Origin of the sequence: Undibacterium sp. Ji42W, assembly GCF_049340405.1 — a bacterium.
GTDB lineage: Bacteria > Pseudomonadota > Gammaproteobacteria > Burkholderiales > Burkholderiaceae_D > Undibacterium.
Map to the genome: position 1 here is coordinate 533801 of NZ_JBMPOV010000004.1, position 25962 is coordinate 559762.

22 protein-coding genes are annotated in these 25962 nt (G+C 48.6%); 5 read left to right on the forward strand and 17 right to left on the reverse strand.

The window, feature by feature from the left end; all coding sequences use genetic code 11:
- Nucleotides 1-96 precede the first annotated feature (96 nt).
- A complete protein-coding gene (locus tag ACO0LG_RS11940; RefSeq protein ID WP_423026517.1) occupies nt 97-639 on the forward strand; it encodes a hypothetical protein in 543 nt (180 codons plus the stop codon).
- A gap of 44 nt (nt 640-683) precedes the next feature.
- Here the strand turns inward: ACO0LG_RS11940 and pip are convergent, their stop codons facing one another.
- Nucleotides 684-1649 carry a prolyl aminopeptidase gene (pip, locus tag ACO0LG_RS11945; protein WP_423026519.1) on the reverse strand — a complete coding sequence of 322 codons (966 nt, stop codon included), beginning with the start codon at nt 1647-1649 and terminating at the stop codon, nt 684-686.
- Nucleotides 1650-1880: 231 nt separating this feature from the next.
- On the opposite strand from pip, the gene ACO0LG_RS11950 reads away from it, so the two are divergent.
- Nucleotides 1881-2828 (forward strand): phytanoyl-CoA dioxygenase family protein, encoded by a 948-nt coding sequence (locus ACO0LG_RS11950; RefSeq protein WP_423026521.1) that lies wholly within the window; start codon nt 1881-1883, stop codon nt 2826-2828.
- A gap of 62 nt (nt 2829-2890) precedes the next feature.
- Here the strand turns inward: ACO0LG_RS11950 and crcB are convergent, their stop codons facing one another.
- From crcB to ACO0LG_RS11975, 5 genes are all read right to left on the reverse strand, one after another.
- A complete protein-coding gene (gene crcB / locus ACO0LG_RS11955; RefSeq protein ID WP_423026523.1) occupies nt 2891-3274 on the reverse strand; it encodes a fluoride efflux transporter CrcB in 384 nt (127 codons plus the stop codon).
- Nucleotides 3271-3744 carry a molybdopterin synthase catalytic subunit MoaE gene (moaE, locus tag ACO0LG_RS11960; RefSeq protein ID WP_423026525.1) on the reverse strand — a complete coding sequence of 158 codons (474 nt, stop codon included), beginning with the start codon at nt 3742-3744 and terminating at the stop codon, nt 3271-3273. Before moaE ends, crcB begins: the two co-directional genes overlap by 4 nt.
- Nucleotides 3745-3747: 3 nt before the next feature.
- Nucleotides 3748-4005, reverse strand: coding sequence for a molybdopterin converting factor subunit 1 (gene moaD, locus ACO0LG_RS11965; protein WP_423026527.1), 258 nt, complete (start codon nt 4003-4005; stop codon nt 3748-3750).
- A gap of 45 nt (nt 4006-4050) precedes the next feature.
- Nucleotides 4051-5262 carry a gephyrin-like molybdotransferase Glp gene (glp, locus tag ACO0LG_RS11970; protein ID WP_423026528.1) on the reverse strand — a complete coding sequence of 404 codons (1212 nt, stop codon included), beginning with the start codon at nt 5260-5262 and terminating at the stop codon, nt 4051-4053.
- Between the two features lie 180 nt (nt 5263-5442).
- Nucleotides 5443-5964, reverse strand: coding sequence for a glycine zipper 2TM domain-containing protein (locus ACO0LG_RS11975; RefSeq protein ID WP_423026530.1), 522 nt, complete (start codon nt 5962-5964; stop codon nt 5443-5445).
- A 354-nt stretch (nt 5965-6318) separates the two neighbouring features.
- Between ACO0LG_RS11975 and ACO0LG_RS11980 the strand changes: the two genes are divergently transcribed.
- The 3 genes from ACO0LG_RS11980 to ACO0LG_RS11990 all read left to right on the forward strand — a co-directional run bounded on the left by ACO0LG_RS11980 (nt 6319) and on the right by ACO0LG_RS11990 (nt 10551).
- Nucleotides 6319-8595 carry a catecholate siderophore receptor Fiu gene (locus ACO0LG_RS11980; RefSeq protein ID WP_423026532.1) on the forward strand — a complete coding sequence of 759 codons (2277 nt, stop codon included), beginning with the start codon at nt 6319-6321 and terminating at the stop codon, nt 8593-8595.
- A gap of 52 nt (nt 8596-8647) precedes the next feature.
- On the forward strand, nt 8648-9337 hold the full coding sequence (locus tag ACO0LG_RS11985; RefSeq protein ID WP_423026534.1) for a Fe2+-dependent dioxygenase: 690 nt from the start codon (nt 8648-8650) through the stop codon (nt 9335-9337).
- A 176-nt stretch (nt 9338-9513) separates the two neighbouring features.
- The gene (locus tag ACO0LG_RS11990; protein ID WP_423026536.1) at nt 9514-10551 is read left to right on the forward strand and encodes an acyltransferase family protein; all 1038 of its coding nucleotides are present in this window, start codon (nt 9514-9516) and stop codon (nt 10549-10551) included.
- An 8-nt stretch (nt 10552-10559) separates the two neighbouring features.
- Here the strand turns inward: ACO0LG_RS11990 and ACO0LG_RS11995 are convergent, their stop codons facing one another.
- From ACO0LG_RS11995 to ACO0LG_RS12045, 11 genes are all read right to left on the reverse strand, one after another.
- Nucleotides 10560-11771: a glycosyl transferase gene (locus ACO0LG_RS11995; protein WP_423026538.1), complete on the reverse strand. Its 1212-nt coding sequence runs from the start codon at nt 11769-11771 to the stop codon at nt 10560-10562.
- Nucleotides 11771-12925, reverse strand: coding sequence for a non-hydrolyzing UDP-N-acetylglucosamine 2-epimerase (wecB, locus tag ACO0LG_RS12000; protein WP_423026540.1), 1155 nt, complete (start codon nt 12923-12925; stop codon nt 11771-11773). The genes ACO0LG_RS11995 and wecB overlap by 1 nt, the downstream gene beginning before the upstream one ends.
- 50 nt (nt 12926-12975) lie before the next feature.
- Nucleotides 12976-15474 carry a methyltransferase gene (locus tag ACO0LG_RS12005; protein WP_423026542.1) on the reverse strand — a complete coding sequence of 833 codons (2499 nt, stop codon included), beginning with the start codon at nt 15472-15474 and terminating at the stop codon, nt 12976-12978.
- A gap of 51 nt (nt 15475-15525) precedes the next feature.
- Nucleotides 15526-16854: an ABC transporter ATP-binding protein gene (locus tag ACO0LG_RS12010; RefSeq protein WP_423026544.1), complete on the reverse strand. Its 1329-nt coding sequence runs from the start codon at nt 16852-16854 to the stop codon at nt 15526-15528.
- Nucleotides 16844-17671, reverse strand: coding sequence for an ABC transporter permease (locus ACO0LG_RS12015; RefSeq protein WP_423026546.1), 828 nt, complete (start codon nt 17669-17671; stop codon nt 16844-16846). Before ACO0LG_RS12015 ends, ACO0LG_RS12010 begins: the two co-directional genes overlap by 11 nt.
- A gap of 913 nt (nt 17672-18584) precedes the next feature.
- Nucleotides 18585-19046, reverse strand: coding sequence for a hypothetical protein (locus tag ACO0LG_RS12020; RefSeq protein WP_423026548.1), 462 nt, complete (start codon nt 19044-19046; stop codon nt 18585-18587).
- Between the two features lie 620 nt (nt 19047-19666).
- A complete protein-coding gene (locus ACO0LG_RS12025) occupies nt 19667-19891 on the reverse strand; it encodes a hypothetical protein (RefSeq protein WP_423026550.1) in 225 nt (74 codons plus the stop codon).
- A 1-nt stretch (nt 19892) separates the two neighbouring features.
- Nucleotides 19893-20675 (reverse strand): hypothetical protein, encoded by a 783-nt coding sequence (locus ACO0LG_RS12030; RefSeq protein ID WP_423026552.1) that lies wholly within the window; start codon nt 20673-20675, stop codon nt 19893-19895.
- 331 nt (nt 20676-21006) lie between these two features.
- The gene (locus ACO0LG_RS12035) at nt 21007-21618 is read right to left on the reverse strand and encodes a hypothetical protein (protein WP_423026554.1); all 612 of its coding nucleotides are present in this window, start codon (nt 21616-21618) and stop codon (nt 21007-21009) included.
- Nucleotides 21619-21794: 176 nt separating this feature from the next.
- On the reverse strand, nt 21795-22349 hold the full coding sequence (locus ACO0LG_RS12040) for an SMI1/KNR4 family protein (protein ID WP_423026556.1): 555 nt from the start codon (nt 22347-22349) through the stop codon (nt 21795-21797).
- A gap of 8 nt (nt 22350-22357) precedes the next feature.
- The gene (locus tag ACO0LG_RS12045) at nt 22358-25816 is read right to left on the reverse strand and encodes an RHS repeat-associated core domain-containing protein (protein ID WP_423026558.1); all 3459 of its coding nucleotides are present in this window, start codon (nt 25814-25816) and stop codon (nt 22358-22360) included.
- Between the last annotated feature and the right edge of the window lie 146 nt (nt 25817-25962).

Below are 25962 nucleotides of genomic sequence, written 5' to 3' on the forward strand. Positions count from 1 at the left end.
TTAGCATACAATTTGGGGCAGGCCAGCCAATTTCAAGAATAGGCAAAGCTAAACTCGCAGTGCATTTCACGATGTTTGTTTTATATCAAAGACCACATGGATTTACATCAGATACAAATTACTTATCTTCCTGATCAGGATAGACTGCTGCTCAAATTGTCGTTCGCAGAAAAGGACAAGCCCTCAAGACAAGAAATAGACCTCTTGTTTACACGCAGCACGACCATGAAGTTTTGGCCAGGCTTGCTGGAAGCCATGGGCAAGCAAGTCAAGATGAGCAAACCCAGCGCCGCCCATGCCAGTTCAGAACTGGTACAAATGGAACATGAAGCCTCAGTGGCTGAAATGAAGGACAGCGGCCACTTCAATGCACCACTGGAAGATGATGTTGAAAGCTGGCCGCTGGGCAAAGAAGCGATGTTGCCGGAGAACATACAATTCCACGTTCACGCGAAACTGCCATTCAGGATGGAATTTACAGTCGCCGGCGGGAAGAATTTTGAAATTGCCATGGGCAAGCGTTTGCTGCATGGCTTTTGCAAATTATTCCAGGATGCTGTTGAAAAAGCAGATTGGGGTTTCACCCTGGAAATGATGGGCAGTGCGCCAGAGGTACCTCCGGCGGGTATGTTGAATTAAGCCAAATCAAAATAAATCTAAATAAATCTAAAGACGGCAAAATCCTAAACGAACTTGCCAGATTTTTTAAATTGATTGGTTGCCTCTACCAGAGCAGCAGCAATGCCAGGCTCACCGCCAGAATGTCCAGCGTCAGCAATCATATGCATGCTTGCTTCTGGCCAGGCCTGATGCAGCCTCTGCGCAGTCACTGGAGGGCAAACAACATCATAGCGGCCTTGCACGATGACGGCTGGCAAATGGCGAATGCGACTGATATCCTCAATCAACTGGTCTTCGCGCATGAAGGCAGCATTGATCATATAATGCGCTTCCAGCCTGCCCAAACCTATGGCGACGGCATCTGACTCAAAGTCGGCGATGGTATCTGCCTGCGGCAAAAGGAAGATGCAAGAACCTTCGTAACGGCTCCAGTTACGTGCGGCTTCGGTATAAATAGCAGGGTCTTCGCTAAACAAGCGTTTGGCATAGGCTTGCAGCAAATCGTGGCGTTCTTCTGCTGGCACGCCCTCGGCAAACCGTTGGTGCACCTCAGGAAAGAACCATTTCATGCCGTTTACAAACCATTCCACCTCGGCCTTGGTGCACAGGAAAATACCCCTGAGGACAAATCCCAGGCAACGCTCGGGATGCGCTTCGCCATAAGCTAGCGCCAGAGTCGAACCCCAGGAGCCACCAAAGACCAGCCATTGCTCTATGCCAAGCATGATGCGGATTTTTTCTATATCCTCCACCAGCAAAGCCGTGGTGTTATTACGATATTCACCCAGCGGCAAGGATTTACCTGCCCCACGCTGATCAAACAACACGATGCGGTAATGTTCAGGATCAAAGAAGCGCCGGTGATTTGGCGCTGTGCCTCCACCCGGTCCACCATGCAGGAAAATTACGGGCTGGCCGTTGGGATTGCCACTCTCTTCCCAGTACAGGGTATGAATATCATCGACTTTCAACATACCAGTACGATGTGGTTCTATGACAGGAAACAAAGAAGTAGTGTCAGCACTCATGATAGTCGAGGAGGATGTGGTTTAGATAATTAACAAGGATTATACCCATGTGTTTTAAGAAGCAATAGGTAATATTGCAATACCTACATGTGTATTGCGGTATAGACTTTTATTTCCTATGATGCTGTTTTTGCATTCCAGACTGCTGCCATGCCACTATCAGATTCTCAAGAAAAATCAAACGGACATGAACAGCCGGAGGTACCGGGTCTACATCACTACTGGTCGCGCATGATGGCAGCACTGAATGGCAAGAACCAGGGGCACAATCCCGAGTTCCACAGAGACCGCCTGCTCCTGCATGTGCTGGGACTGGGGCTGGAACAAACCACGCAGTATCTTCTGCAAAACCGCCCTGGCTTTACCGATTTTCAGACATGGGCCTTTGCTACGGCAGGCACGCCATCTGGCAGCGCCATAGCGCGCTTGCACAATCTGTATGAAGATGCGCCACTCCCGGAGGAGATTCTGAACCTGTTCGACCAAGTCAACAATATGCCGGATGTATTCGGTGCAGAAGACCTGCAGCATTGGTCTGAATATGGTTTTGTGGTCTTGTCCAACGCTGTGCCAATTGCAGATTGTGCTGAGGCTGAACAAGTGATCTGGGAGACTCTGGGTGCAAGGGCAGACGATGACGCAAGCTGGTACCACAAGGGGCATGCAAACATCATGGTGCAGTTATTCCAGTCAGGCGCTTTCGAAAAAAACCGCCGCTCATTACGCATGCACAAGGCATTTGCGCAATTGTGGGGAACGGCAGATTTATGGGCGACCACTGACCGCTGCAGCTTTAACGTCCCTGAAAAAGAGGGACATGTTTTCCAAGGGCCTGATCTGCATTGGGATGTGAGTTTGCATCAGCCCGTACCATTCGCAACCCAGGGCTTACTCTATCTGACCGATACGCCGCCAGAACAAGGAGCATTGACCCTGGTGCCCGGATTTCACCGCAGACTGGCCACATGGCTGGGTGATTTGCCAGACAATACCAACCCAAGGGAACAGGATTTACATACGCTGGGTGCAATACCTGTGGGTGGCAAAGCGGGTGACCTGGTGATCTGGCACCAGGCTCTGCCCCATGGTAGCCGCGCCAATCATGGCAAGCTACCACGCATAGTGCAATACATTAATATGCTTCCCAGTCAATTGCAGATACATGACACCTGGCTGTGAATATGCCGGGCTTTATTCAAGCAACTAATGAAGCAACTAATGAAGCAACTAATGAAGCAATATTACTGAAAAAATGCCTTATAAGTGGCAAAGCCGGCAAAACAACAAATGATGGAACCGATCAAGTGAGCGCCGCTATGCAATAGGGCCCAGCCGTAGTCACCACGATGCAGGAGGCTCATCGCCTCTGCTGAAAATGTAGAAAAAGTCGTCAATCCGCCGAGGAAACCGGTAATCAGAAACAAGCGCCATTCGGGTGAGAGCTGAGGATATGCTGCAAAAAAGGCGACAGAAAATCCGATGACATAACCCCCGCCCAGATTGGCAATCAGTGTGCCTATCGGTAATAGCGGCATTGTGCCATTAAACCATAATCCCAAAGCCCAGCGCAGCCACGCACCGAACGCCGCACCTATGCCAACTGCCAGTGCACCCAGCCAGCTCATCTACCACCCCCGGTTGGTGGTGGCATCCATTTTTGCAAAGCAAGATCATCGGTTTCACGCGCATCCACCCAGCGTGCGCCTTCTGGCGTCTGCTCCTTTTTCCAGAAAGGTGCCTGTGTTTTAAGATAGTCCATGATGAATTCGCAAGCAGCAAAAGCATCGCCACGGTGGCGCGTTGCCACGGCAACAAGGACTATCTGGTCGAGCGGCTGCAAAATTCCCACCCTGTGTATGATAATAGTATTGATGAGGTTCCAGCGCGCCTCTGCCTGCGCGACTATGTGTTCCAGCGCTTTTTCTGTCATGCCAGGATAATGTTCCAGCTCCATGGCACTGACTTCCCCACCATCATTGATATCGCGCACCAGACCAACAAAACTGACTACAGCTCCTATGCCAGGGTTAGCCTGACGCAGTTGCGCCAGCTCGGCATTTAAATCAAAGTCAGCGGTTTGTACACGGATAGCCATGTATCACCCGCCGGTCACTGGTGGGAAGAAAGCCACTTCAGCCCCTTCGCTGATGGCGGTATCCGGCTCGCACATCTGCTGGTTATAAGCCATGCGCAAAGCATGCCCGGATGCCAGCACCTCAGCCCAGACATCGCCACGCGTTGCCAGCCAGGCCCTGACCTCTCCTACTGTTCTGACATCTGCTGGCAAAACTACCTTTTGTTCGGACATGCCCAGTTTTTCGCGGACACTGGCAAAGAAACGTAACTGTATATTCATTATCTAAAACACTGGAAATTGCGGTAAATTCAAGCGAGCAGCAGCTTACATCAAACTGCTGAAAGGGATATATCGTACCAATTCGCCTTTGCGTACGCTCTGACCTGGCGCAAGATCGATCAGGCCATCGCCCCAGACGGTAGAGGTCAGAACACCAGAACTCTGGTTGGCAAACAGATCCAGACCACCCTCTGTATTCAGGCGGGCACGCAAGAACTCATTGCGCCTGTCCGGCTTTAACCATTCAAAATCGGCACGCACCTGGTAAGCAGCAGGTTCCACTTTTTCTACACCTTGCATGCGCAGGATAAATGGGCGTACGAATAACAGGAAAGTGACGAAGCTTGATACCGGATTACCCGGCAAGCCCATAAAAAATGCCTTGCCAACCTCACCAAAAGCGAGGGGCTTGCCTGGTTTCATGGCGATCTGCCACATATTCAAACTACCTTCAGCTTCAACCGCTGGACGTATATGATCTTCTTCACCGACAGAAACCCCGCCTGAGGTAATGATGAGATCATGATCCTGGCTGGCGCGACGCAAAGTGTCCCGTGTTGCGTCCAGCTTGTCTGGCACGATGCCATAGTCAGTGATGATGCAACCCAGGTCTTCCAATAAGCCATTCAGTGTAAAGCGATTGGAATTGTAAATCGCGCCGGGCTTCAAGACTTCACCAGGCATGGTCAGTTCATCGCCGGTAAAAAATACCGCGACCCTGGGCTGGCGCAATACGGGCAATTGCGCCAAACCTACTGAGGCTGCCAATCCCAATTCCTGCGCCCGCAGGCGCGTGCCAGCTTTTAATATAGGGGAGCCAGCCTGGATATCCTCGCCCTGGCGACGTACCCATTCACCAGCATGTGGCTGGTGTTTGATGACGACAAATTCACCGTCTGCCTGACACTGTTCTTGCATGATGACCGCGTCTGCGCCTGCGGGTATCATGGCGCCGGTGAAGATACGGGCAGCAGTGCCGGGCTCCAGCGCCTGTGGCACATGACCAGCCGGTATTCTTTGCGAGATACGCAGGCGTGTCTCGCCGCTGACGCAATCACTGGCGCGCACGGCGTAGCCATCCATCTGGGTATTATCTGCCGGAGGCACGTCCAGCAAAGACGACTGGTCTTCAGCGAGTATGCGGCCATTGGCAGCAATCGTAGCGAGTATTTCAATATTTCCCGCAGCACCGACAGATCTCACTGCGGATAATAAAAAATCCAGCGCTTCTTTGGTACTCAGCATGGGTTTCGGCATAGTTCTGATTTCGCTTCAGCTCGTAGATGATCAAGCTATATTGTAGCCTGAGTCCCTGCGCTTTACTGTATGAGGCCGACACTTAACACTATATGGAATCTGAAAACAAAAAATCCACACGCATTGAAACATGTGGATTTCTTTATTTAACACGGGTTTAGCCCGTATCTCCAAGAGCAATCAGGGTGCCAAAACCATCTGCCCGTTCTGGTAAGTCACTCTGAGCCTGTCGCCAACACGATAATAATTAGTCGGCTCCACCAGCAGTGCACGCTGATCTCCATTAGGCAAGCGCAAAGTCAATTCCAGTTTTCGTCTTGGAGTCGAATTGCGTTCCATTTCATTCCCGATCACACCACCAGCAATTGCGCCACCTACAGTAGCCAGGTCACGCCCTGTGCCTTTACCAACCTGATGGCCCAACACACCGCCAAGCAATGCCCCCACCACAGCGCCACCACCAGAAGATCCGCCGCTGCCAACATTCACATCACGCATACCCACAATGACAGCGGTATCCACATACGTGTTCTGATATTGCTGGGCAGGGTAATTCTGAGGATTCTGTCCATAAGCCGGATACTGAGGCTGGGTCTGGTATTGCTGGGGATACTGATTTTGCGAGTGAGCAGGATAACGCTGGACCGCACATCCTGCCAGTGAAACAACTGCAATAGTGGTCAGGATAATAAGCTTGCGCATGGTGAACTCCGAAAATTAAGTAATGTAGTCAATTAACGCAACAGCAAGCTTATTGTTGACTGCCGATCATTAAATATCTATCCAAGTAACAAACACTTGCAATTTATTGGCAATAAAAGATTTAAAAAGAAACAACAAATTGCATGAACGCAGCTGAATCTCGCTAAGGCAGCAGACAATTTTATGAAAGCTACACCTTCTTTGATCAATATCAGATACTAATAAGAACGATTATCATTTACTTTCACATTTCATTTCGTTACAATTGCGCTCTGATTTTTTTACATTTCTACCTCAGCCATTCTTGAAGAAAAGCCAGCGGTATTTTATTTTCATTATCATCCAGGAAATATCATGGTTCACATCAAGAGTCGCAAGCACTCCAATTTCAATACGCGCATTAACCACACAATGACGGTCGCAGCAGCCGCGTTTTTGCTGCCTATCGTGGCCCATGCCGCTGACCCGGCCCTGCCTGAGGTTAAAGTCACTGCAAAAACCGAGAATGATTTCAAGGCAGACAAAGCATCTTCCCCTAAATATACTCAACCGCTGGTCGATACGACACAAACCATTACGGTTATCAAACGCGAGCTGATTGATCAGCAAGGTGCTTTGACACTGACTGAAGCGCTGCGCAACACACCTGGTGTGGGCGCATTCTTCCTCGGTGAAAATGGCAGCACCAGCACTGGTGACAGCATCTACATGCGTGGTTTTGATGCGTCCAGCAGCATTTATGTAGATGGCGTACGTGACCTGGGTTCCATCTCCCGCGATTTGTTCAATATTGAACAAATCGACGTATTGAAAGGTCCGGCTGGCACAGATAATGGCCGTGGTGCCCCTACAGGCTCAGTCAATCTGGTCAGCAAACAGGCAACTCTTGATGATGCCATCCTGGGCAATGTGACTGTCGGTAGTGGCAGCCAAAAACGTGTGGCACTGGACTGGAACAAGGCCATCAGTGCTGAACAGGGCTCTGCATTCCGTTTGAACGTGGTCGATCAGGACAGTGGCGTGGTTGGCCGCAATGAACTTAAGAACAAACGCTGGGGTGTAGCCCCCTCCTTTGCCTTTGGACTGAAGTCTGCTACCCGCATCTATGTGAATTACCTGCATGTGCAACAAGACAATGTGCCGGACGGTGGCGTGCCTACAGTTGGCCTGCCTGGTTATACCAGCCCTGACCCAAAACGCCCTTTCATTGGCACGGCACCTAAAGTCAACCCAGAGAATTTCTACGGCTCTGTGAATGACTTTGACAAAGTCACAGCGGACATGTTGACTGGTCGTATCGAACATGACTTCAGCGACAAGGTCAAACTGATCAACACAGCACGCTACGGCAAAACCAGCCAACATTACCTGCTGACCTCGTTCATGGGTTCGACCGCCAATCTGCTGACACCATCAGTAACTGACCTCTCGACATGGACGCTGGCACGCGGCACGCGCACTTTGAAAGACCAGGAAAATGAAATCCTGACCAACCAGACTAACCTGGTGGCAGACCTGGACCTGGGTGGTTTGAAACACAGCCTGGTCGGCGGTGTTGAAATTACCAGCGAAAAACAAAATACCTGGGGCAATGATGGCCTGGGTACTTTGCCAGCAGCTAATTTCTACAACCCCAATCCCCGTGACCCTGTGACTGGCCTGAACCCGGTACGCAATGCCGTCTTTACCCGTGGTGCAACCAATACAGCCAGTGCCTATGTATTTGACACAATCAAGTTCAGCCCTGAATGGCAAGCCAATGCAGGCGTGCGTATTGACCATTACACGACAGATTATTCTGCCGTGAGCCTGTCCACAGCTACGGCCAATCCTACCTTACCAGTGGGCACGCCAGTTCCTACCAACCTGAACATGGCCGGCAACCTGGTCAACTTCAAACTGGGTGCATTGTACAAACCAAGCAAGGACAGCAGCGTCTATGCATCGTATTCCACATCCAAGCAGCCGCCTGGTGGTTCCAACTTTGCCCTGAGCGCATCTGCCAGTAGCGCTGCCAATCCAAAGTTTGATCCGCAAGAAACCAAGAATATGGAGATTGGTACCAAGTGGGATTTGCTGGACCAGAAACTGTCTTTCACAGCAGCGATTTACCGCACTGAAGTATCCAATGAAGTCGTACAAAACCTGACTGACTTGCTGTACTACCAAACTGGTAAAAAACGAGTACAAGGTGTAGAACTGGGCGTGACAGGTGCGGTCAACCGCAACTGGCTGGTCAGCGCAGGGTATACCCGCATGGATACCAGTGTTGAAAGCGGCCCACTGGTAACTGCCAGCGGCATCAACAACCTGAGCTACACACCCAAGCAAAGCTTCACAGCCTGGACTTCTTACCAATTACCTATGGGCATCAAGATCGGCGGCGGCGCACGTTTTGTCGATGCACTGTTGCGTGGCACGGATGGCGCGGTAGGTACACCGGCAAAAACAGAAGCGTATTGGGTATTTGATTCCATGGCCAGCTATGCCATCAACAAAAACATAGACCTGCAACTGAACATCAACAACATCGCTGACAAAGTCTATGTTGCTGCCATCAACAAAAGTGGTTACCGTTATACTCCAGGTACACTAAGGGCAGTCAGCCTGACAGCAAATGTAAAATTCTAAGGTAAGCAAACTGGCCCCTCGACCTGAGGGGCTTTTTTCTGGAGCATTCGTAATGATGTTACATATACCTGGCGTGCTCAGCCGTGAGCAAGTCAGCGCAATAAGACTAAGGCTGGACGCAGCAAACTGGGTTGATGGCAAACAAACAGTGGGGACACAAGGTGCCCAGGTAAAACGCAACCGCCAACTGCCTGAACATTCTGCACTGGCACAAGAACTGGGCCACATCGTCCTTGCAGCATTAAAAAACAATCCCCTGTTCTTTGCTGCTGCGCTACCCTTGCGCATCGTGCCACCGTTATTCAATTCTTATGCCGGTGGCGAACACTATGGCCTGCATGTAGACGGCGCTGTGCGCAATGTCGCCACTGCCGCCAATGTCAACTACAGCCTGCGTACTGACGTATCTTCCACTTTATTCCTTTGTGATCCGGAAGAATATGATGGCGGCGAGCTTGAGGTAGTCGACACCTACGGTACCCATGAAGTCAAATTGCCAGCAGGAGACCTGATACTCTACCCCTCCACCAGCCTGCACCAGGTCTTGCCAGTTACCCGTGGTGAACGTGTATGTTCATTCTTGTGGACGCAAAGCATGATACGCGACGACGCACGCCGCACGATGTTGTTTGAAATGGACCAGAACATCACCCGCCTGCGCAGCTTGCTAGGTGATAGTGCAGAAGTTTTGAGCCTGACAGGCCAGTACCACAATCTCTTGCGTATGTGGGCAGAAACCTGAACTTGCACATTCACCACAATTTCATCAGCAAAGCCCGCAAAGATAAATTTCCGTGCGGGCTTTCTTACTTAAAGGTAAACTTGCCTTAACCGAAGACTATTCATCCCAGCAAACGCACTCAGACCAGACAAACATGAAACTTGACAAGCACACCAGTCAGTCTGCCAGGAGCGTGGATGTTTAAGCCGTTTGCCGATTATCTGTCGAATAATAGATTTGCATCCCTGGATGGCTTGCGCGCCATCAGCATCATCGCCGTCATCTGGCATCACACTGCGCCTACGGGCATCAATGAAGTACTGGCCGGCATAGGCGCACAAGGTGTGCAATTGTTCTTTGCCATCAGTGGCTTCCTGATCACGACCCTGCTGCTAAGAGAACGTGAGCGCAATGGCAAGATAGATCTCAAGGCATTTTACCTGCGCCGTTCACTGCGGATCTTTCCGCTGTATTACGGCACACTGGCGCTGTATATCGTACTGGTATATGTACTGGAAAGTCATTCTGAACCAGGCCAGGCTTTTTTTCACAATCTCATCTACTTTGCGACTTACACCTCGAATATCTTTGTCACCCTGGATGGACGGGTCATCTTTTATTTTGCCTGGTCACTGGCAGCGGAAGAGCAGTTCTATCTGGTGTGGCCACCACTGTTATTACTAGCTGGTTCAGTCAAAAGAGCCAGCATCATCCTGATCAGTGTCATTGCAGTTTGCATCACAAGCCAAATCGCAGGGCTGCACGCATTCGATATCATACAATTACCCATCGTCATCGGTGCCTTGCTGGCGATGGGTTTGAACGATGAGAGGCACTTCACCTGGCTTTACCGCATCCTTGGTCAGGCATGGTCAGTACCTGTGTTCTTCATCGCACTGCTGCTAGTCTTGCTTAGCAATGTATTGCCAGGCTTTGTTGCCTCGATATTGTTTGCGGGTCTGGTCGGCGCCTGCGTCATTCAGGAACGCCATCCCCTGGCCCCGATACTCTCATTGAAGCCTATCGCCTATCTGGGGTCGATCAGCTATGGCATGTATATGCTACACATGTTGTGCAAAAACTTTGTCACCAAACTTTTTGCTGTCTTGCAGATTCATGAACCAGGTATTGCGGTTTTCTTGCTGACATTGATTGTAGCTACCGTCACCGCCAGTATCAGCTTCCGTTATTACGAATCCTGGTTCCTGAACTTGAAAACCCGGTTTGAGCGTTAAAACAAAAATCAGGCACGCTGCCATGCAAATTGCTCAAGTCTGGTAGCCGATCTCCGGCGCCCCCTGTGATCAACACCGACATCAAACAGAGGTATCAGTCCGGCAAACCGGGCTGTCCAGGAATTATCTGCCCTGAACTTGCTCAGGCCATCTGCACTGCTGCGATGCCGCAGGCAAGTCATGAGCAGAGCCGTGAAATCACTATCCCCATTGTATAAAAACACGCCATCTTCATCTGCCCGCAAAGACATCTCACCAAAGTCAGATGACAATACCGGTATCCCCAGCGATCGGTATTCATAGTACTTGATAGGATCAACCGAGGCCGTCAGCAATTTGCGCTTGAACGGTATCAAGCCTACAGAAAATTTCTGCATGGCCTGCATGGCACGCGCATGGCTGCATGCTGGCAAGAGTTGCACATTCTTTGGCAATGCGCAAGGTGGCGGCGTGAACACTGGCCCTATCAGGCGCACAAGTGCACGCGGCTCAGTGCTGATCAGAGAAGATGCCAACTTGATGACTGCATCCCAGTCGAACCAGTGCCCTATCGTCCCCACATAACCATAGACGGGTGACTGCTCTGATCTTGGCAATGCAGGTGGCAAATTATCACTGTCACAGGCGTTCAGGATCAGACTCAGTTTGTCAGCCTGTGCCGAAAATCGTGAAACGGCGCTGGAAGAAACCACGATCTTATTCACCTTGGCTGCCAGCTTGCCCTCTGTATGCTCCATGGCCTTACTGGACAAGCCTTCATAGAAAGCCGGAAAATCATCCATGGCATCATACATGGATGTCATCTCAGGGTAACGCGCCAGCACCTGCAAAGCCAACTTGGAAGGCTTGCCAACAACGATCTGTGCCTTGGAATTATCAACAAATGCATCTATCTCTGCCATCGCCTTGCGCCAAAACCATTGCTGTAAAAACCCGGAAGCAGGCAAAGGTTCTATCGGCAAGGAAGGAACCTTGACCAGTGTCAGCCAGTCTGCTTTTTCTGGATTTTCTTTATCCTTGACAGTGTCAGCGACAGTGGATGTCTGCGCAAACTTTGCAGCCAGCACGCGTTGCACATCGTTGATGTTTGGCAAACGTGTGGGATAGGGATCCACCCACAATACCCTCGCATTGAATTGTTGGTGAAACCAGCGCACAAACTGATGTGGCCTTTGGGCAAAGCTGTTCCAGGGAACAGGCGAGAGATAGACGAGGCGCATCATGCAGGCTCGGTTTCAACTGCTGCTTCACTGTCGCTATCAGCAGATTTATCCTGGGCTGCGTAATATTGCTGGAGTACCCGCACTATCCGCCCAGCTGCCAGGCCATCACCATAAGGTGATACGCCCCTTGCCATCTCTTTGTAGGCAAGCTCGTCATCCAGCAGTTTTTGTGTCTCTGTGACGATATTGTCGTAATTTGCACCAACCAGTTTGACTACGCCCTGCTCTACTGCTTCTGGTCGTTCAGTTTCTTCACGCAAGACCAGCACAGGTTTGGCCAGCGCTGGCGCTTCTTCCTGTACGCCACCAGAATCACTGATGATCAGATAGGCACGCTTCATCGCAGCCACGAAGGGGGCATAGTCCAGCGGTGCGCACAAATGAATATTCGCGCAAGCCCCCAGCGTTGCATGGGCAACTTCCTTGACATTCGGATTTGGATGCACAGGGTAAAGGAATTGCACATCCGGGTTATCCTGCGCCAGCTTGAGTATCGCACGGCAGATATGGGCAAATGGTTCACCAAAATTCTCACGCCTGTGTGAAGTGATGAGTACCATGCGCTTGCTGGCATCCAGCTCTATGCCCAGGTTCAATTCACATTCCGCCGTCATCAGCAAGGCATCAATCACAGTATTGCCTGTGACGATGATGTCGCTATCGGCCACACCTTCGCGCAAGAGATTCTGGCGTGAACTTTCTGTCGGGGCAAAATGCCATTGAGCGAGGCGACCGGTCAATACACGGTTTGCCTCTTCTGGAAATGGATTTTGTTTATCCCAGGTACGCAAGCCCGCTTCAACATGGCCTATGGGTATGCGGTGGTAAAAGCAGGCCAGCGATACTGTCATGACAGTTGTTGTATCGCCCTGCACCAAGACCACATCCGGTTTCTCTTCCAGCAAGACTGCATCAAGGTCCAGCAACATACGGCCAGTGAGCGTTGTCAATGACTGGTTAGGACGCATTATATTCAAATCAATATCGGCTTCGATATCAAAAAATGACAACACCTGATCCAGCATCTGGCGATGTTGTGCCGTTGCCAGCACCCTGACCTGCGCCCAGGGTTCTTGCTTCAAGGCCAGAATAATGGGGGCCATCTTGATGGCTTCAGGACGGGTACCAACGACACACAATATTTTTTTCATGATGATTTACTTTCAGATTCAGAAATTACTGCACAAGCATTTCAATGCCATCAAGGTTTTTGAAATGCTTTTTCCATTGCCCTGGCACGACAGTCCCAGTCATTGGCATCTGCCAGATCAGCCAGGCGCCGGGTAAATTCAGGGTCATCTTTCACCTCAAAGGCGGCATCCAGCGCAGTACTTAGCGATTCCACGCTGTTGCCAGAAAATACATCTTCGAACGCGACGCACTCCGCCATATCCCTGGTCACGACCACAGGTTTTTCCAGTGCAAAGTATTCAAATAATTTGAGGGGTGAAGTGGTACGAGCGATTTCACCGGGGGCGAATGGAATAAAACAAACATCAAACTGACCCGCATAGGCTGGCAGGATTTGATAATCCACCGTGCCCATATACAAAAGATTGTCTGCCTTCACCAGTTTGTCTGCACCACCGTAGTAATCAGGCCCGATAAATACAAAACCAAGATCAGGGCGACTGTGAACCAGATCAGCTACGGCCTCATACCATAGCCAGGGCGCAAGTGCACCAAAATAGCCAACTACCTTGCCATATTTAGCGCGGAAGTTTTGCAGGTTATGCGGCAGCGGCGTACTCAGGTGTTTGGGGTGACGATAATGAGTAGTATCGACCCCGTTTTGTGCAAGGATGACCTTATCCGCACCTACTGCAGCGATGGCTTCTTCATACAATTTTTTGGCAGATGCCACTACATAATCTGCGCCACCATTGAAAGCAAAATCCTTCAGAGCCAGCAAACGGCGCACGTTTTCCGCATCTCCACTGATTTGCGGGTCGATATGGTCTATGTACTCATACACCAGCGTGCCGCGCTTGCCATTTTCCAACAACAGCTCAGGCGTATTGGCATAAGCAGTTGAATACAGTGAACGCACAACACCCTGCAACTGATTGACTTCATGGCGGTTCGTGATCCATACGTTCCTGGCCACTTCCCTGCAACCCTGCACATCATCACCCGCCCAATTGTCAGTGCGGTAAATCACCAGATAACCGAGGCGGCCAAAGGCAGCAGCGATATGCTGGGGGCGCTGGTACAAAGGCACATTCCAGTCAATCACCAGTTCCTGTACAAAGATGCCCTTGTAATCTGCGCGGCACGACAATACCTGTTGCTGGAATTCAGGCCAGCTTAAATCTGAATTTTTCACGGCTTTTACAGCAACTGGCGCACTTGAGTTGTCAGTGCTAACGGAAACTCCGGCAGGCACGAACTGTATTGTATTAAGGGGTGAAGTTGACGCTCTCACCCACCGCACGAAATCATGCCTGGGGCCATGCAATGCCCAGCGCATTTTTGCTGGCAAACGCCAGAAGGTAAATTTGGCCAGGTCATAACAGGCGCGCCCTGGGCTTTGAAAGAATAGCCGGGTAAAACGCAAGGGCCGAGTCAATATCCAGGAATAAGACTGCTTCATCTCTCTGATAGCTTGCTCCTTGTAATGCACATCCAGATTGATCCTGCTGATTTGCGCATCACGAAGGTCCAGTTGCTGAACCAGCTTGTCGTAGTCATCTGCTTTCTTTTGCAGACTGTCTGTCAAACTCTGCAACTCAGATTGGGCTTTGCCTTGCACTTTCAAGGCGTGTTCGCTGCCCACCAATTGATCTTTCAGGCCATGTATCTGCTGTACCTTTTCGTCTATGCCTTGCTGTAGTTTTTCACACTTCAACAGCAATTCAGCGATATCGAGTTGCTGTTGCTGATAAGCCTTTTCCTGTTGTAGCAACAAGCGCTCTTGATGCACACTTTCCAGCTCAAGAGATTTTTGAGTTTGCTGTGCATGCTGCAATTGCAGTTGGCATTCGCTCAGTGAAGTTTGCAATTGAATCTGTTCGGATTGCACATCTGTTTGCACCATATGCACATGACTCAAACGCAAGCCCAGTTTTTTAAGCCAGCCCATATCTGCATACATCAAGATGATTTGCTCACCCTGCCATAGGCTATTTGGCAAAAGGCGGCAATCCAGTACCTTGGCCCAAACGAGGCTGAAGCCATTTTCCAGTTGCAACGGGATATTCTCAGGTAAGAAAGAATAGAAATGCTCGCTCTCTCGCTCCAGCTCGCGGTAAGGCAAGGCCAACACCAGTGCCTTGCTTGCCCGCTGACTTAACGTTTGCAAAACCTGGTAGGGTTGATGAAAATGTTCCAGCGTATTCGAAGAAAACACGACATCAAATACATCCTGATTTAATGGTGATGACGTCAGCCAGTCGGTATTTGCAAACGCCAAGGCGGGATAACGCACATGCGCCTGCTGTATCGCCGCAGCAGAAAAATCCACACCCTTAATCTGCTCAGCCGGTACATAACTGGCCCAAACATCAGTACCATCCCCCTGTGCACAACCCCAGTCCGCCACCCTCAACTTCTCTTGCCGAATTTGATCCAGCAGCCAACCTGGCAATTGTTGAATGGCGATGCTGGCAAAGAAACGCGATTGTTTGTCGCCTTGGCAAGCGACCCAATCATTTTCAAATCGCGCATCCCAATAAGCGCGGGAATTAATTTCTATTTGCATGTTCGTGTTATCTATCACTGATTAATTTTGATGAAGAGTGCGTCATTGCCTTCAGGCAGCCAGTTTCTTTAGCTTCAGGTCGAGTGCAGGCGCAACAATCTCTTGCGAGATCGGCGGTTGAAACAAACCAAAGAAGCGCTGATCCGCGAGTGAAGAAAAGTAATGCGCACCCTCTATGTATTCGTAATAGTGGATGTCGCGGTGCAGGCGGTTCTCTACCGCAGCAACCAGCAGATATTTGCCCGTGACCAGCGAATTGGTGAGTGTGAAGCTGATTTCAAATTCTTCATCGTCTGGCAAGCGCCTGGTTTCAAAATCATGGGTAGTCGAAACGATGAGGTCGCTGCCTTTTAAATCTTTGATCGAGACAGCAACGCTTAAATGTTCTCTGTCTATATCTTGCGGTATGCGCAATCTGATCCTGATCTCCATGCTTTTGCCCCACTCATGGACATCGCGGCGTGCACCACTCGCATCCAGCACAGCAGCAGAAAGTATCAAACCCTTGTGCGAGCCCCAATGAGTAACTGGCCGGCTGTCAAGTGCAATGTCTTCCACCGCCACTTCAGCCAGCACATTCCCCAGCACCGGAACATTGGCTGCATGCATGGCTTCATGTTCACCTTCATCGCTGGCATCATCATCCTGAAACATCATTTCCATATAGCGACCAGTCACCGGAAATACGTCCCCCTGCTCCAGCATGCGCCCTTTATCGAGCCAGATGGCGCGGTCACACAGAGTGCGCACTGAGCTGACATCATGGCTCACAAACAAAATACTGGCACCGGTTTTCTGTATATCCTTGATACGGCGCATGCATTTGGCGACAAAGCGGGCATCGCCCACAGCCAGTGCCTCATCCACGATCAAAATCTCAGGATTAACATGAATCGCAATCGAAAACGCCAGGCGTGCGTACATGCCACTGGAATAAGTTTTGACGGGCTGATCCAGAAAATCACCGAGCTCAGAGAAAGCTAGTATCTCGCCCATACGCTCCAGCATCTGCTCTTGCGGAAAGCCCAGGATCGCCGCATTCAGTAAAACGTTTTCACGCCCGGTAAACTCAGTATTAAAACCCGCGCCCAATTCCAGCAACGCAGCCAGCCTGCCATGCGTCGTCACCGTACCCGATGTTGGCGACAGCGTGCCACATATCATTTGCAAGAGGCTGGACTTGCCACTGCCATTGCGGCCTATGATGCCCACGGTCTCACCCGGCGCAATCTCAAAGGATACGTCCCGCAATGCCCAAAATTCACGATAATAAGTTTTGGAGCGCGATAAAAGCATTTGCTTCAACCTGTCCTGCGGCTTGTCGTAGAGCTGGTAACACTTGCTCAATTGCTCTACCTTGATGGAAAACTTAGAGGACATCAGCAAACCCCTTGCGCGTCTTTTGAAACCAGGCAAAACCCAGCCAAGCCACAACACCACACAATAAAAAGTAAATCAACCAGCTTTGCCAATCCAGCGGCTTACCCCAGATCATGGCATCACGGCTCTGCTCTATCACCTGCGTCAAAGGGCTGACTTGGACGACAGCACGAAAACCATCCGGCAAAGCCGCTATCGGATAAAAAACCGGCGACAAGAATGTCAGCACTGATACTGCAACACCCACCACCTGATGTATGTCACGAATAAAAACACCCAGCGAAGCCAACAACCAGCTCACACCCAGGCTCAACAAAACCAGGGGCAACAAAACCAGAGGCAACATGAAAATCGTCGCAGGCGGCACACCAAAAAATATCGAATAAAAAATCAACCAGACTGCGAAGCTGACCATCAAATGAAAACAAGCTGCCCCCATCGCCACGACAGGTAAAATCTCAAGTGGAAAGATAACCTTCTTAACGTAGTTCACATTACTGACCACCAGGCCAGGCGCACGGCTTACGCATTCAGAAAACAATCCAAACACCATCAAGCCCGCGAACAATACAAGTGCAAATTCCGTCTTCGATTCAGACCCGCCAACCCAGCGTGCCTTGAACACCACACTAAACACAAAGGTATACACCGCCAGCATCAAGACAGGATTAAAAAAGGACCACAACAAACCCAGCAACGACCCTTGATAGCGCATCAGCACTTCACGCTGTATCAAACTCGTGATGAGCCTGCGATGCTGCCGTAGAGAAGCCAGCAAGCTCAAGGGCGTAATGGAAGGTACTGCGTGTGGATTCATTCAATTCATTTCAAAAACTTGCGATATATTCAGAGTCACCAACTACCAGCGCACAGCCACAAAAAGTACAGACGAAACTCATCCTCCCATAGAGATACAGAATGTCCAAAGCCTGAACAAGTGAAGGTAATTATTTGAGCAGCACAAAAATGCGCACTACGTCCCTGTCCGGCAACAGGTGCCGGGCCACGCACAAGAGCCTGTACAAGCTCACATCGTGCAAGCGCTGAACTACTGCATATCACAGACATGCTGCTGACGCGCTCTTTCAGTTGGGGATTATAGGGAGGAGACAGGAAGAGTATTTCTAACAAGTGTCGTGCAATTGTATGCAATTTGTACACATGTAGAACGATAGGTTTTTTTGATATGCGAATACTCCCACCGGCGAAGCAGTTTTATGCAAAGCCCAAAAGAAGACGGACTGGCAGGCCTAAGTCACGCTGGGTTTTGCAATTGGTACTGGAGAGTTTTACAGAAGGTAAAAGCTATCGGCAGATCATGATGGCGTTTATACACCTGCTGAGGTGTGGACCGGTGTAAATCCTTGCACGTCAGCACCGAAATCTGTTCGGTATGTTAGTGCCTGGGATGGTCTGCTGACTGGCTATTATTTGCAGCGTTAGCCACACCCTCATAAAACAACATAGCTGTCCATCTTGAACATTTTTAGATGTTCAGGGTGGTGCTCGCCTCCAGAAAATAATTTGCCTGTATTTTAATTAGGCGAACAATTTTTATTGCTAGCGACGATTGAAAAATAATCAGTTAACTGCTCAGTTGAACCAAAGCCTTTGCCAGATTTTGTAAAAACCACTGATCTGGCGAAAGGACTTAGTTTAACTGAACACTGAACAGGGCAGCACGGAGGGATTTGGTTTAAATGAACACTGAACAGGCCAGCAGCAACAGCCTAATTTTTTTTACGTGCAGATGCGAGTATCTCGGAAATCTGCGCGTCGATTCCCATAATCGCGATCTTTAATTGCATCGCATTACTCTGATCGCCAATTCTTTCGAAATTTTCCAATTTTTCCTTCATAGCATGTCGATTATTAAAGAGCACCGACAATTCTGAATTCTCACCACCGAATCGCTGCACTAGCCGCCACTCCATCCATTGCTCCGAAGTCAGAACATTAGGTGGGGGGTCCGCGTCAATTAATTCTGAATTGATTTGCCGCAGCCGCGAAACCACTTCCGAGTATGTTCTATCGTTAAGTTCAAATGGTTCCCAAGTCAAAGACCCACTCATTCCTCGGTCGATTCCACCCCGAATTAGCATGTCGTTCACTACGCGTAATGGAGGAATCGGGCCACTTTTAATCGAGTACGGAATTCGTATCAGCAGATTAGTAATTTCTTCAATTTCCATCAAACATACCTTTTATTTAAACGACATAATATTTTCACCTGCATACACAGCACGTACCGGAACACAAGTTCCCGGAAACCTGATCTTGAACATTTTTTGGCGTTCAGGGTGGTACTCGTCTCCAGCAAATAATTTGCCTGTATTTTAATAAGGCGGACGATATTTTTTTACTCGCCTGATTAAAAAATGATCCGTTCAGTGTCAACTTAACCAAAGTCTTTGCCAGTTTTTGCAAAAAATGCTGATCTGGCAGAGGAATTTGGTTTAACTGAACACTGAACCGGGCATAATTTGCTCAAATTTTAATCAGACGAACAATTTTATTTCTCGTGGTGATTGAAAAATGATCAGTTCAGTGTTCGATTGAACCAAAACCTTTACCAGATTTTGCAAAAAATGCTGATCTGGCGTAAGGGTTTGGTTTAACTGAACACTGAACAGGGCAACCGCTCGGTTATCATGCATTTCGGGTCTTCCACGACCATCACTACGCCTGGTCGATTCTGGAATTAAGGGAGCCAATATGCTCCATTGATCTTCGGTTGATTCTTCTCTTCGTGTCATGCTCCAAAGTTAACATAATCCGAAAAAAGTTAACAGACCCTATTTATGAAATGAGTCTACATATCATGTCGTAGTGGCATACGCAAGTAATTACAAGCACCACATTTATCGCACCAAATTTTACTCTCAACAATGCCATAGTTAGGTATTCTTATATCATCCATTTTTAAAGTGCCTTTTTTGCAAACGGGGCAAATCACCTTAACTAAGGGGTGTACTGATAGCGCTTTAACCGCCTCTATCCAATCTTTAGTAACTTGCTTCATACTTTCAAATTCCATCTCACAAATTTCTGAACAATGCATATGCTCTTTCTGCAAAGCCGAATGCCGCTTCGGTAGCTGCAGTGGAAACTCCTGCTGCTCCAGCCTCAATAGCAGCTTCAAATTCCAATCTATATATTTCATGAAGGAAAGTTTTTATCAACTCCTCTTGCGAAGAACCAGCAAACTTCCCAATTAAAAAACCACCTTCCTCTCGCAGAGTCATGCCCGATGAATATGTCCAACCTGGCTGCACCAAAACTAGTCGATTATTTCCAACAACAATCAACACCTTGACACTGCCCAAAGCATCCGCATGGTAGTAACTCAGCTGTCCCGCCCTACTCTGCCGAATCAGTCCATTACCCCACACATAGCTAGTGCTTTCTGTAGCACCACCTTGAATCGTGCTTTCCTGTACTGTCTGTGCATAATCGAAGGTATCATCCACGAGGTAATTGGTGATCTTGTCAGGACTGGTGTTTTGCCCAGGCTCGCTTTTCTGCACCCGGTTGCCATTAACATCGTAACTGTAGCGCGCAACCGTAATCACTGTAGTCTGACTACTAACCTGCTTCACTTCCACCAAACTGTTATCTGCATTCCAACTGTAAACGGTAACTTGTCCGCCTGCTGTCTTGGTACTCAGATTACCCCTATTATCCCAGGTGCAAGCTGTAACAGTGCTGGTTGCCCCTGCTACTTTAGTTTCCTGCGTGAGCCTGTCATTGGCGTAATAAGTATAGGTAGTCGTCGTTGTACCACTTGCCGTGGTCTCCGTCTTCTGATTTCGATTACCCACCTTATCGTACTGATAGTCAGTAGTGCGAAGATGTTCGTCTTTAACAAACGATTTGCGCGAAGTTCAAGCAAACGAGCCAATAGATTTGACTTTACTGATTAAAAATTAGTCAAATCGGTGTTCAACTAAACCAGAACATCTGCCATTTTCTGCAAAAAATGCAGGTCAGACGGAATGATTCTGGTTAATCGAACGCCGAACAGGGCAAGGCAGCGAAGAAATGGACCATGCCTATACAACACTGGCGACAGGCACTCAACCGCTTTGATATAGAATTTGGTGAACGTATCCGCGCTCACCAATAGCTCCAGGAGAACTTACACAGTTATTTTTACAGGCTCTTTTTTAGCACGGCAGCTCGTTTAAGGGCCGCTTCCAAACGCCCCTGTCCTGCTTCCGCACTTGCCAAGCGAAAAATGATTTCACGTTCAGATATAGACGTTTTAAACCATGATTTCCAAGTAGCAAGAAATCGCATGATCCGTTCAAGCTCCCCCCAACGCCGCCAAAAGCTAGCATCAAGCGCTAGGTCATATAGCGTCATTGGCACCATGGCCCAGACAAACCACAGTATATGAGCTATCAACAATCCAGCTAATACTAAAGCTATTGCACTATGCAAACCATACAACAATATAGAGACCAGCAACCATACTAGCAGCCCTCCCAAAATCTTGACATCTCTGGCATACAACATCATAAGTTTGATTATCAGGCTGGATTGCTTTTGCAGATCCAGTTCCTGACGAGCACTAGACACCAATCGTCGTCGAGAAGCAACGTCGTTGAGATCAATAGCTGTCTTTTTACTATCTATGACCCTGATATCACTAAAGCCGCGCTTTGCTAATCTATCGTATGCGTCCTCAACCGAACTGGCTTCCACTCTATCGACAATAGTATGATTCTGACGATCTATAGCTTTAAACTTAAATGCAAACATCAATTACTTCTTTCATAAAAATTGATATTTATCGTAATAGCTGACCATTTGACCAAGCGAGAGATGTCAATTTGTGGCGAGAAAGTTGCGTAGTATACGCAAGTACAATGATCGGTTGATTATTGGGTATGTATGGCAACAGCTAATATTCTAAGAAATTCAACATAACAAGTTTTTTACTCTTCAATCTCATCTGGTAAATTGTCAGCACATAAACGAAGGAACTCCAAATAATTCTTAGCAATCACTTTAATGGAATTACCTTCCCAATTGACAGAAATAACCTGCCCCATTTCTCCGCCAATGTCGGGGTCAAAGTCAAAGCAAGTTTGTGACCAATCAGTAACATGGAACGGAATCCAATAGTCAGACCACAAATTATTTTTTACAGGGCCAAAGCAAATTAGTGAATCCATGGAGTTATCGCCATCTCGAAGATTTGCATCATGAAGGTCTTTTGCAACACCCCTTACTTCATCCAACTCAAGTAGAATCGATTTAGCGTCAAGCAGAGTTCCCTCATAAAATTTAACAGTCCAGCTAACAGTTCCGTTATGTCGCCGCAAACTGTCCAAAAAATCGTCAGGTAGCTTATTTTCCAAGCGATTATTTAAATCATTTATAACATCAACTGTCGCAGGATCATTGAGGTATGACCCACACGACTCATCCAAATGAGTCAAATTCCAAAATTCAATTTCTTCCCATATTTTTTCTAGCTGCTTATTCATACTATCGCCTACCAAATTTTAACTTTTCTCTCGCGATTTATAGCAAACGATCTTACCCCTGGAACACCAAGAGCGATAAACAGAGACTGTTTGCTATAGCCATCCCTTGCAATTCTAGCAAATTCATTGTAGAAATGTCTCAACTGTCCACCTTGAATTTTTTGCTCAATTGACGGAACCATTCTCATTGAAACATTATTATATTTCTCGAAATTATCTTCGCCGCCTTGTCTAGTAGAAGAAAACGGGTATTCATCACATACACCTCGCTTACCACTACTCACTTCAAAGGCAGTTCTAACGTCATCAGTACAAACTTTACTTAAGAACCCTCGGCCCTGCTCTTTATAACCGTTTAACGCTGGAGAAATTGGTTTATCATTACTGCCGAATCCCATTTGAGCTGAAATTACATGCCACGCTGTTTCTGGCATTTGTGCACCACCAAGCGCATAGACCGGCACATCCAACCAGCAATTTTGCGGATTTCTTTTACACATATCAGCCAAAATAGTCAGAGTTCCCACATTCGTCAAAGTGCTGTTAGAGCTTGAAACAGCTCTACTAAGTTGAGTTGCGGCCATTTGATTGATATTCAATGCTGGCCTAGAAATGACACTAATTTCTCCTCGCTCGGCAAGCACTTCCTCTTGTTCACTCATGTTTGCAAAGGCACCACTTGGGTCATTTGCAATAGTTGGTTGATCGTCAGCATAAACATATTTGTTTATTGATACAGGTTTATGCTCAAAGCCACCAAATAAATCCATGCTAATAAACCTGCCGCTCGTAGCGTCATACCACCTAGCCCGGTTATATTGAAGACTAATCGCGTCATCGAAATACTCTCCGGTATAACGATAGTTGTTCGCGGTCGTCCCCGTCCTGTTCAGCACCGTCCCAAACGCATCATACTGATAAGCATCGGTCACATTACCGCTTGAATCCGTCAATACCTTGGTACTACCCAATGCATCCGCATGATAGTAACTGAGTTGCCCCGCCCTACTCTGCTGGATCAGTCCATTACCCCATACATAGCTGGTGCTTTCACTTGCTGCACCTTGTGTCACTACTTCTTGCACAATCTGTGCATAAACAAAGGTGTCATCGACCAGATAGTTGGTTATTTTATCCGGGCTGGTGTTCTGCCCCTGTTCTGTTTTCTGTACCCGGTTACAATTGGCATCATAACTGTAACGTGCGGCCATAATTGCCGTCGCCTGACTGCTACCCTGCTTCACTTCGACAAGACGATTGTCTGCATTCCAGCCATACACCGTCACCTGACCGTTTGTGGTCTTGGTGCTCAGGTTACCTTTGTCGTCCCAGGTGTAGATCGTGACGACATTGATAGCACCTGTTGTTTTCGTTTCCCGCGTCAGCCTGTCATTGGCGTCATAGGTGTATGCAGTAGTCGTTGTCCCACTCGCTGTCGCCTCTGTCTTCTGACTACGGTTACCCACTTTGTCATAGACATAGTCAACCGTACGTACTGTCGTGCTGCTCCGGTCCTTTACCAGTTCCTGCGTCAACCGGTTGACACCATCATACAAGTAAGCTGTCGTGCGGACCGGATTCGCTGCCACCAGATTGACTTGTGTGCTCAGTGCATCAAACTCTTCCACCTTGCTACGCTGTCCATTAGCTGCCAGGGTATAACGGCTACCGGCAACCACATTACTGCCTTTGGTATGCAACAATTGTAGCAAGCGACCATTCTGATCATAGCTATAGCTGGTCGTGACGCCATCGGCAACAGTTGTGCTGCCCAGTCGTCCGGCATCATCATAGACATAGCTGGTGGTTTTACTGGCGTTGTCGGTGATACTTATCAGGTTCTGGTTAGCATCGTAGCCATAGCTGATGGTGCCAGTTGCCGTACTGCGCTGACTGATATTACCGTTGACGTCATAAGCGTAAGACAGGAAACTACCATCGGGATTGACCTGCTTGCTCAACCTGTCATTGGCGTCATAGGTATAACTTGTCTGACCGTTCTGAGCGCCATTGAGGTTATTACCGCCTGCAATGATACTGCTGGCGACCCGACCTGCTGCTGTATAAGTGTTGGTGATACTGCTGCCATCCGGTTTGCTTATCTGTGTTACCTGACCCAGTTCGTCATAGACATAGCTGCTCACCTTGCCAGCAAAGTCGGTCTTCTGGATCAGGTTGCCTGCCACGTCATAACTAAAACTCTCTGTCTGCCCCGCAGGTAAAGTACGGCTAACCATTCGATTATTGGTATCATAAGCCCAACTTGTCGTATGCCCCTGGGCATCGGTCTGGCTGGTCTTGTTGCCATTACTATCATAAACATAGGTCGTTTGCTGCTGCGTCGCCGCATTGGTCTGCGTTACCAGATTCAAACGGCCCAACGGGTCATAACCGTAAGTCGTGGTATTGCTGGCCTGATCGGTTTCTGACTGTTTGGTACCATTGATATTCCAGACGATGCTGCTGGTGTTGTTGTCTGGATAGGTCGTCATGACCAGCCTGTTCAGCGCATCATACTTGAACTTGGTGACTCTGCCTGTGGCGTCGGTAACCTGGGTACGGTTACCAACATTGTCGTACTCGTAGCTGGTCTTTTTGTTTTTACTGTCCGTTACAGTGGTCAGACGGCCAGCAGCATCATAACCATTGGTGGTCGTGTCGTTCATTGAATCAGTGGTGGTCGCAATACGGCCAGCATCATCGTAAGTTGCAGTGATGCTGCTGCCATCCGGTGCTGTCGTCTTCGTCAGACGGTTCAGGGCATCATATTCATAGCGCGTCGTCCTGCCCTGACGGTCAGTCTCGCTGATCTTGTTGCCGCCAGCATCATAAACAGTCGCCGTAGTCTTGCCATCCGGATACGTGGTGGAGGCCAATCTGCCAGTATCATCATAGTTATAGGTGGTGCGTCGTCCTTGCTGGTCAACAGTTGCACTAATTTGTCCGCCAGTTGTATATTCAAACTTGCGGGTCGCACCAAGGGCATCGGTCTCGCTCAATGCCCTTCCTTCTGCATCCAGCACACGCGTGATGCTGACCGTCTTTTGTGTTGGCACGCCATTTACATTCACCGTCGCTATCCAGCTCCGGCTCACTTCCTTACCGTTGTCGTCATTAACATAGGTTATTACTTTACCTACTGCGTCAGTCTCGCTAATCCTATTTCCTTTTGCATCGTTTTGAAAACGCGAAAGTTGGTCGGCAAAAGTTAATGAGGTAACGTTTCCTGAATCATCATTACCAATATGAATGTATCTACCTAACGGCTGATCAATACGTATCCCTTTCGCAAAGTAACTGTAAAAGATTTTGTTTCCATTAGCGTCTGTAAGATTTTCAAGCTGAGTCCCTGTATTAATATCATAGTTCCAAGTACTACTGTGATTCAACGCATCCGTCTCACTAGTCTGCTTATAACTCTTAGGATCAAACGTACTGAGCGTGGCCTCATTCGCCGCATTCGTCACACTGGCCTGATTCCCGTTGGCATCATAGGTATAAGTCGTGACTTGGTTCAGTGCATTGACAACCTTGGTGACGTTACCATTGCTGTCATACGTATAGGTGGTCTTGTTCCCTCGTCTATCTGTGACAGTCTGCTGATTGTTGTCCA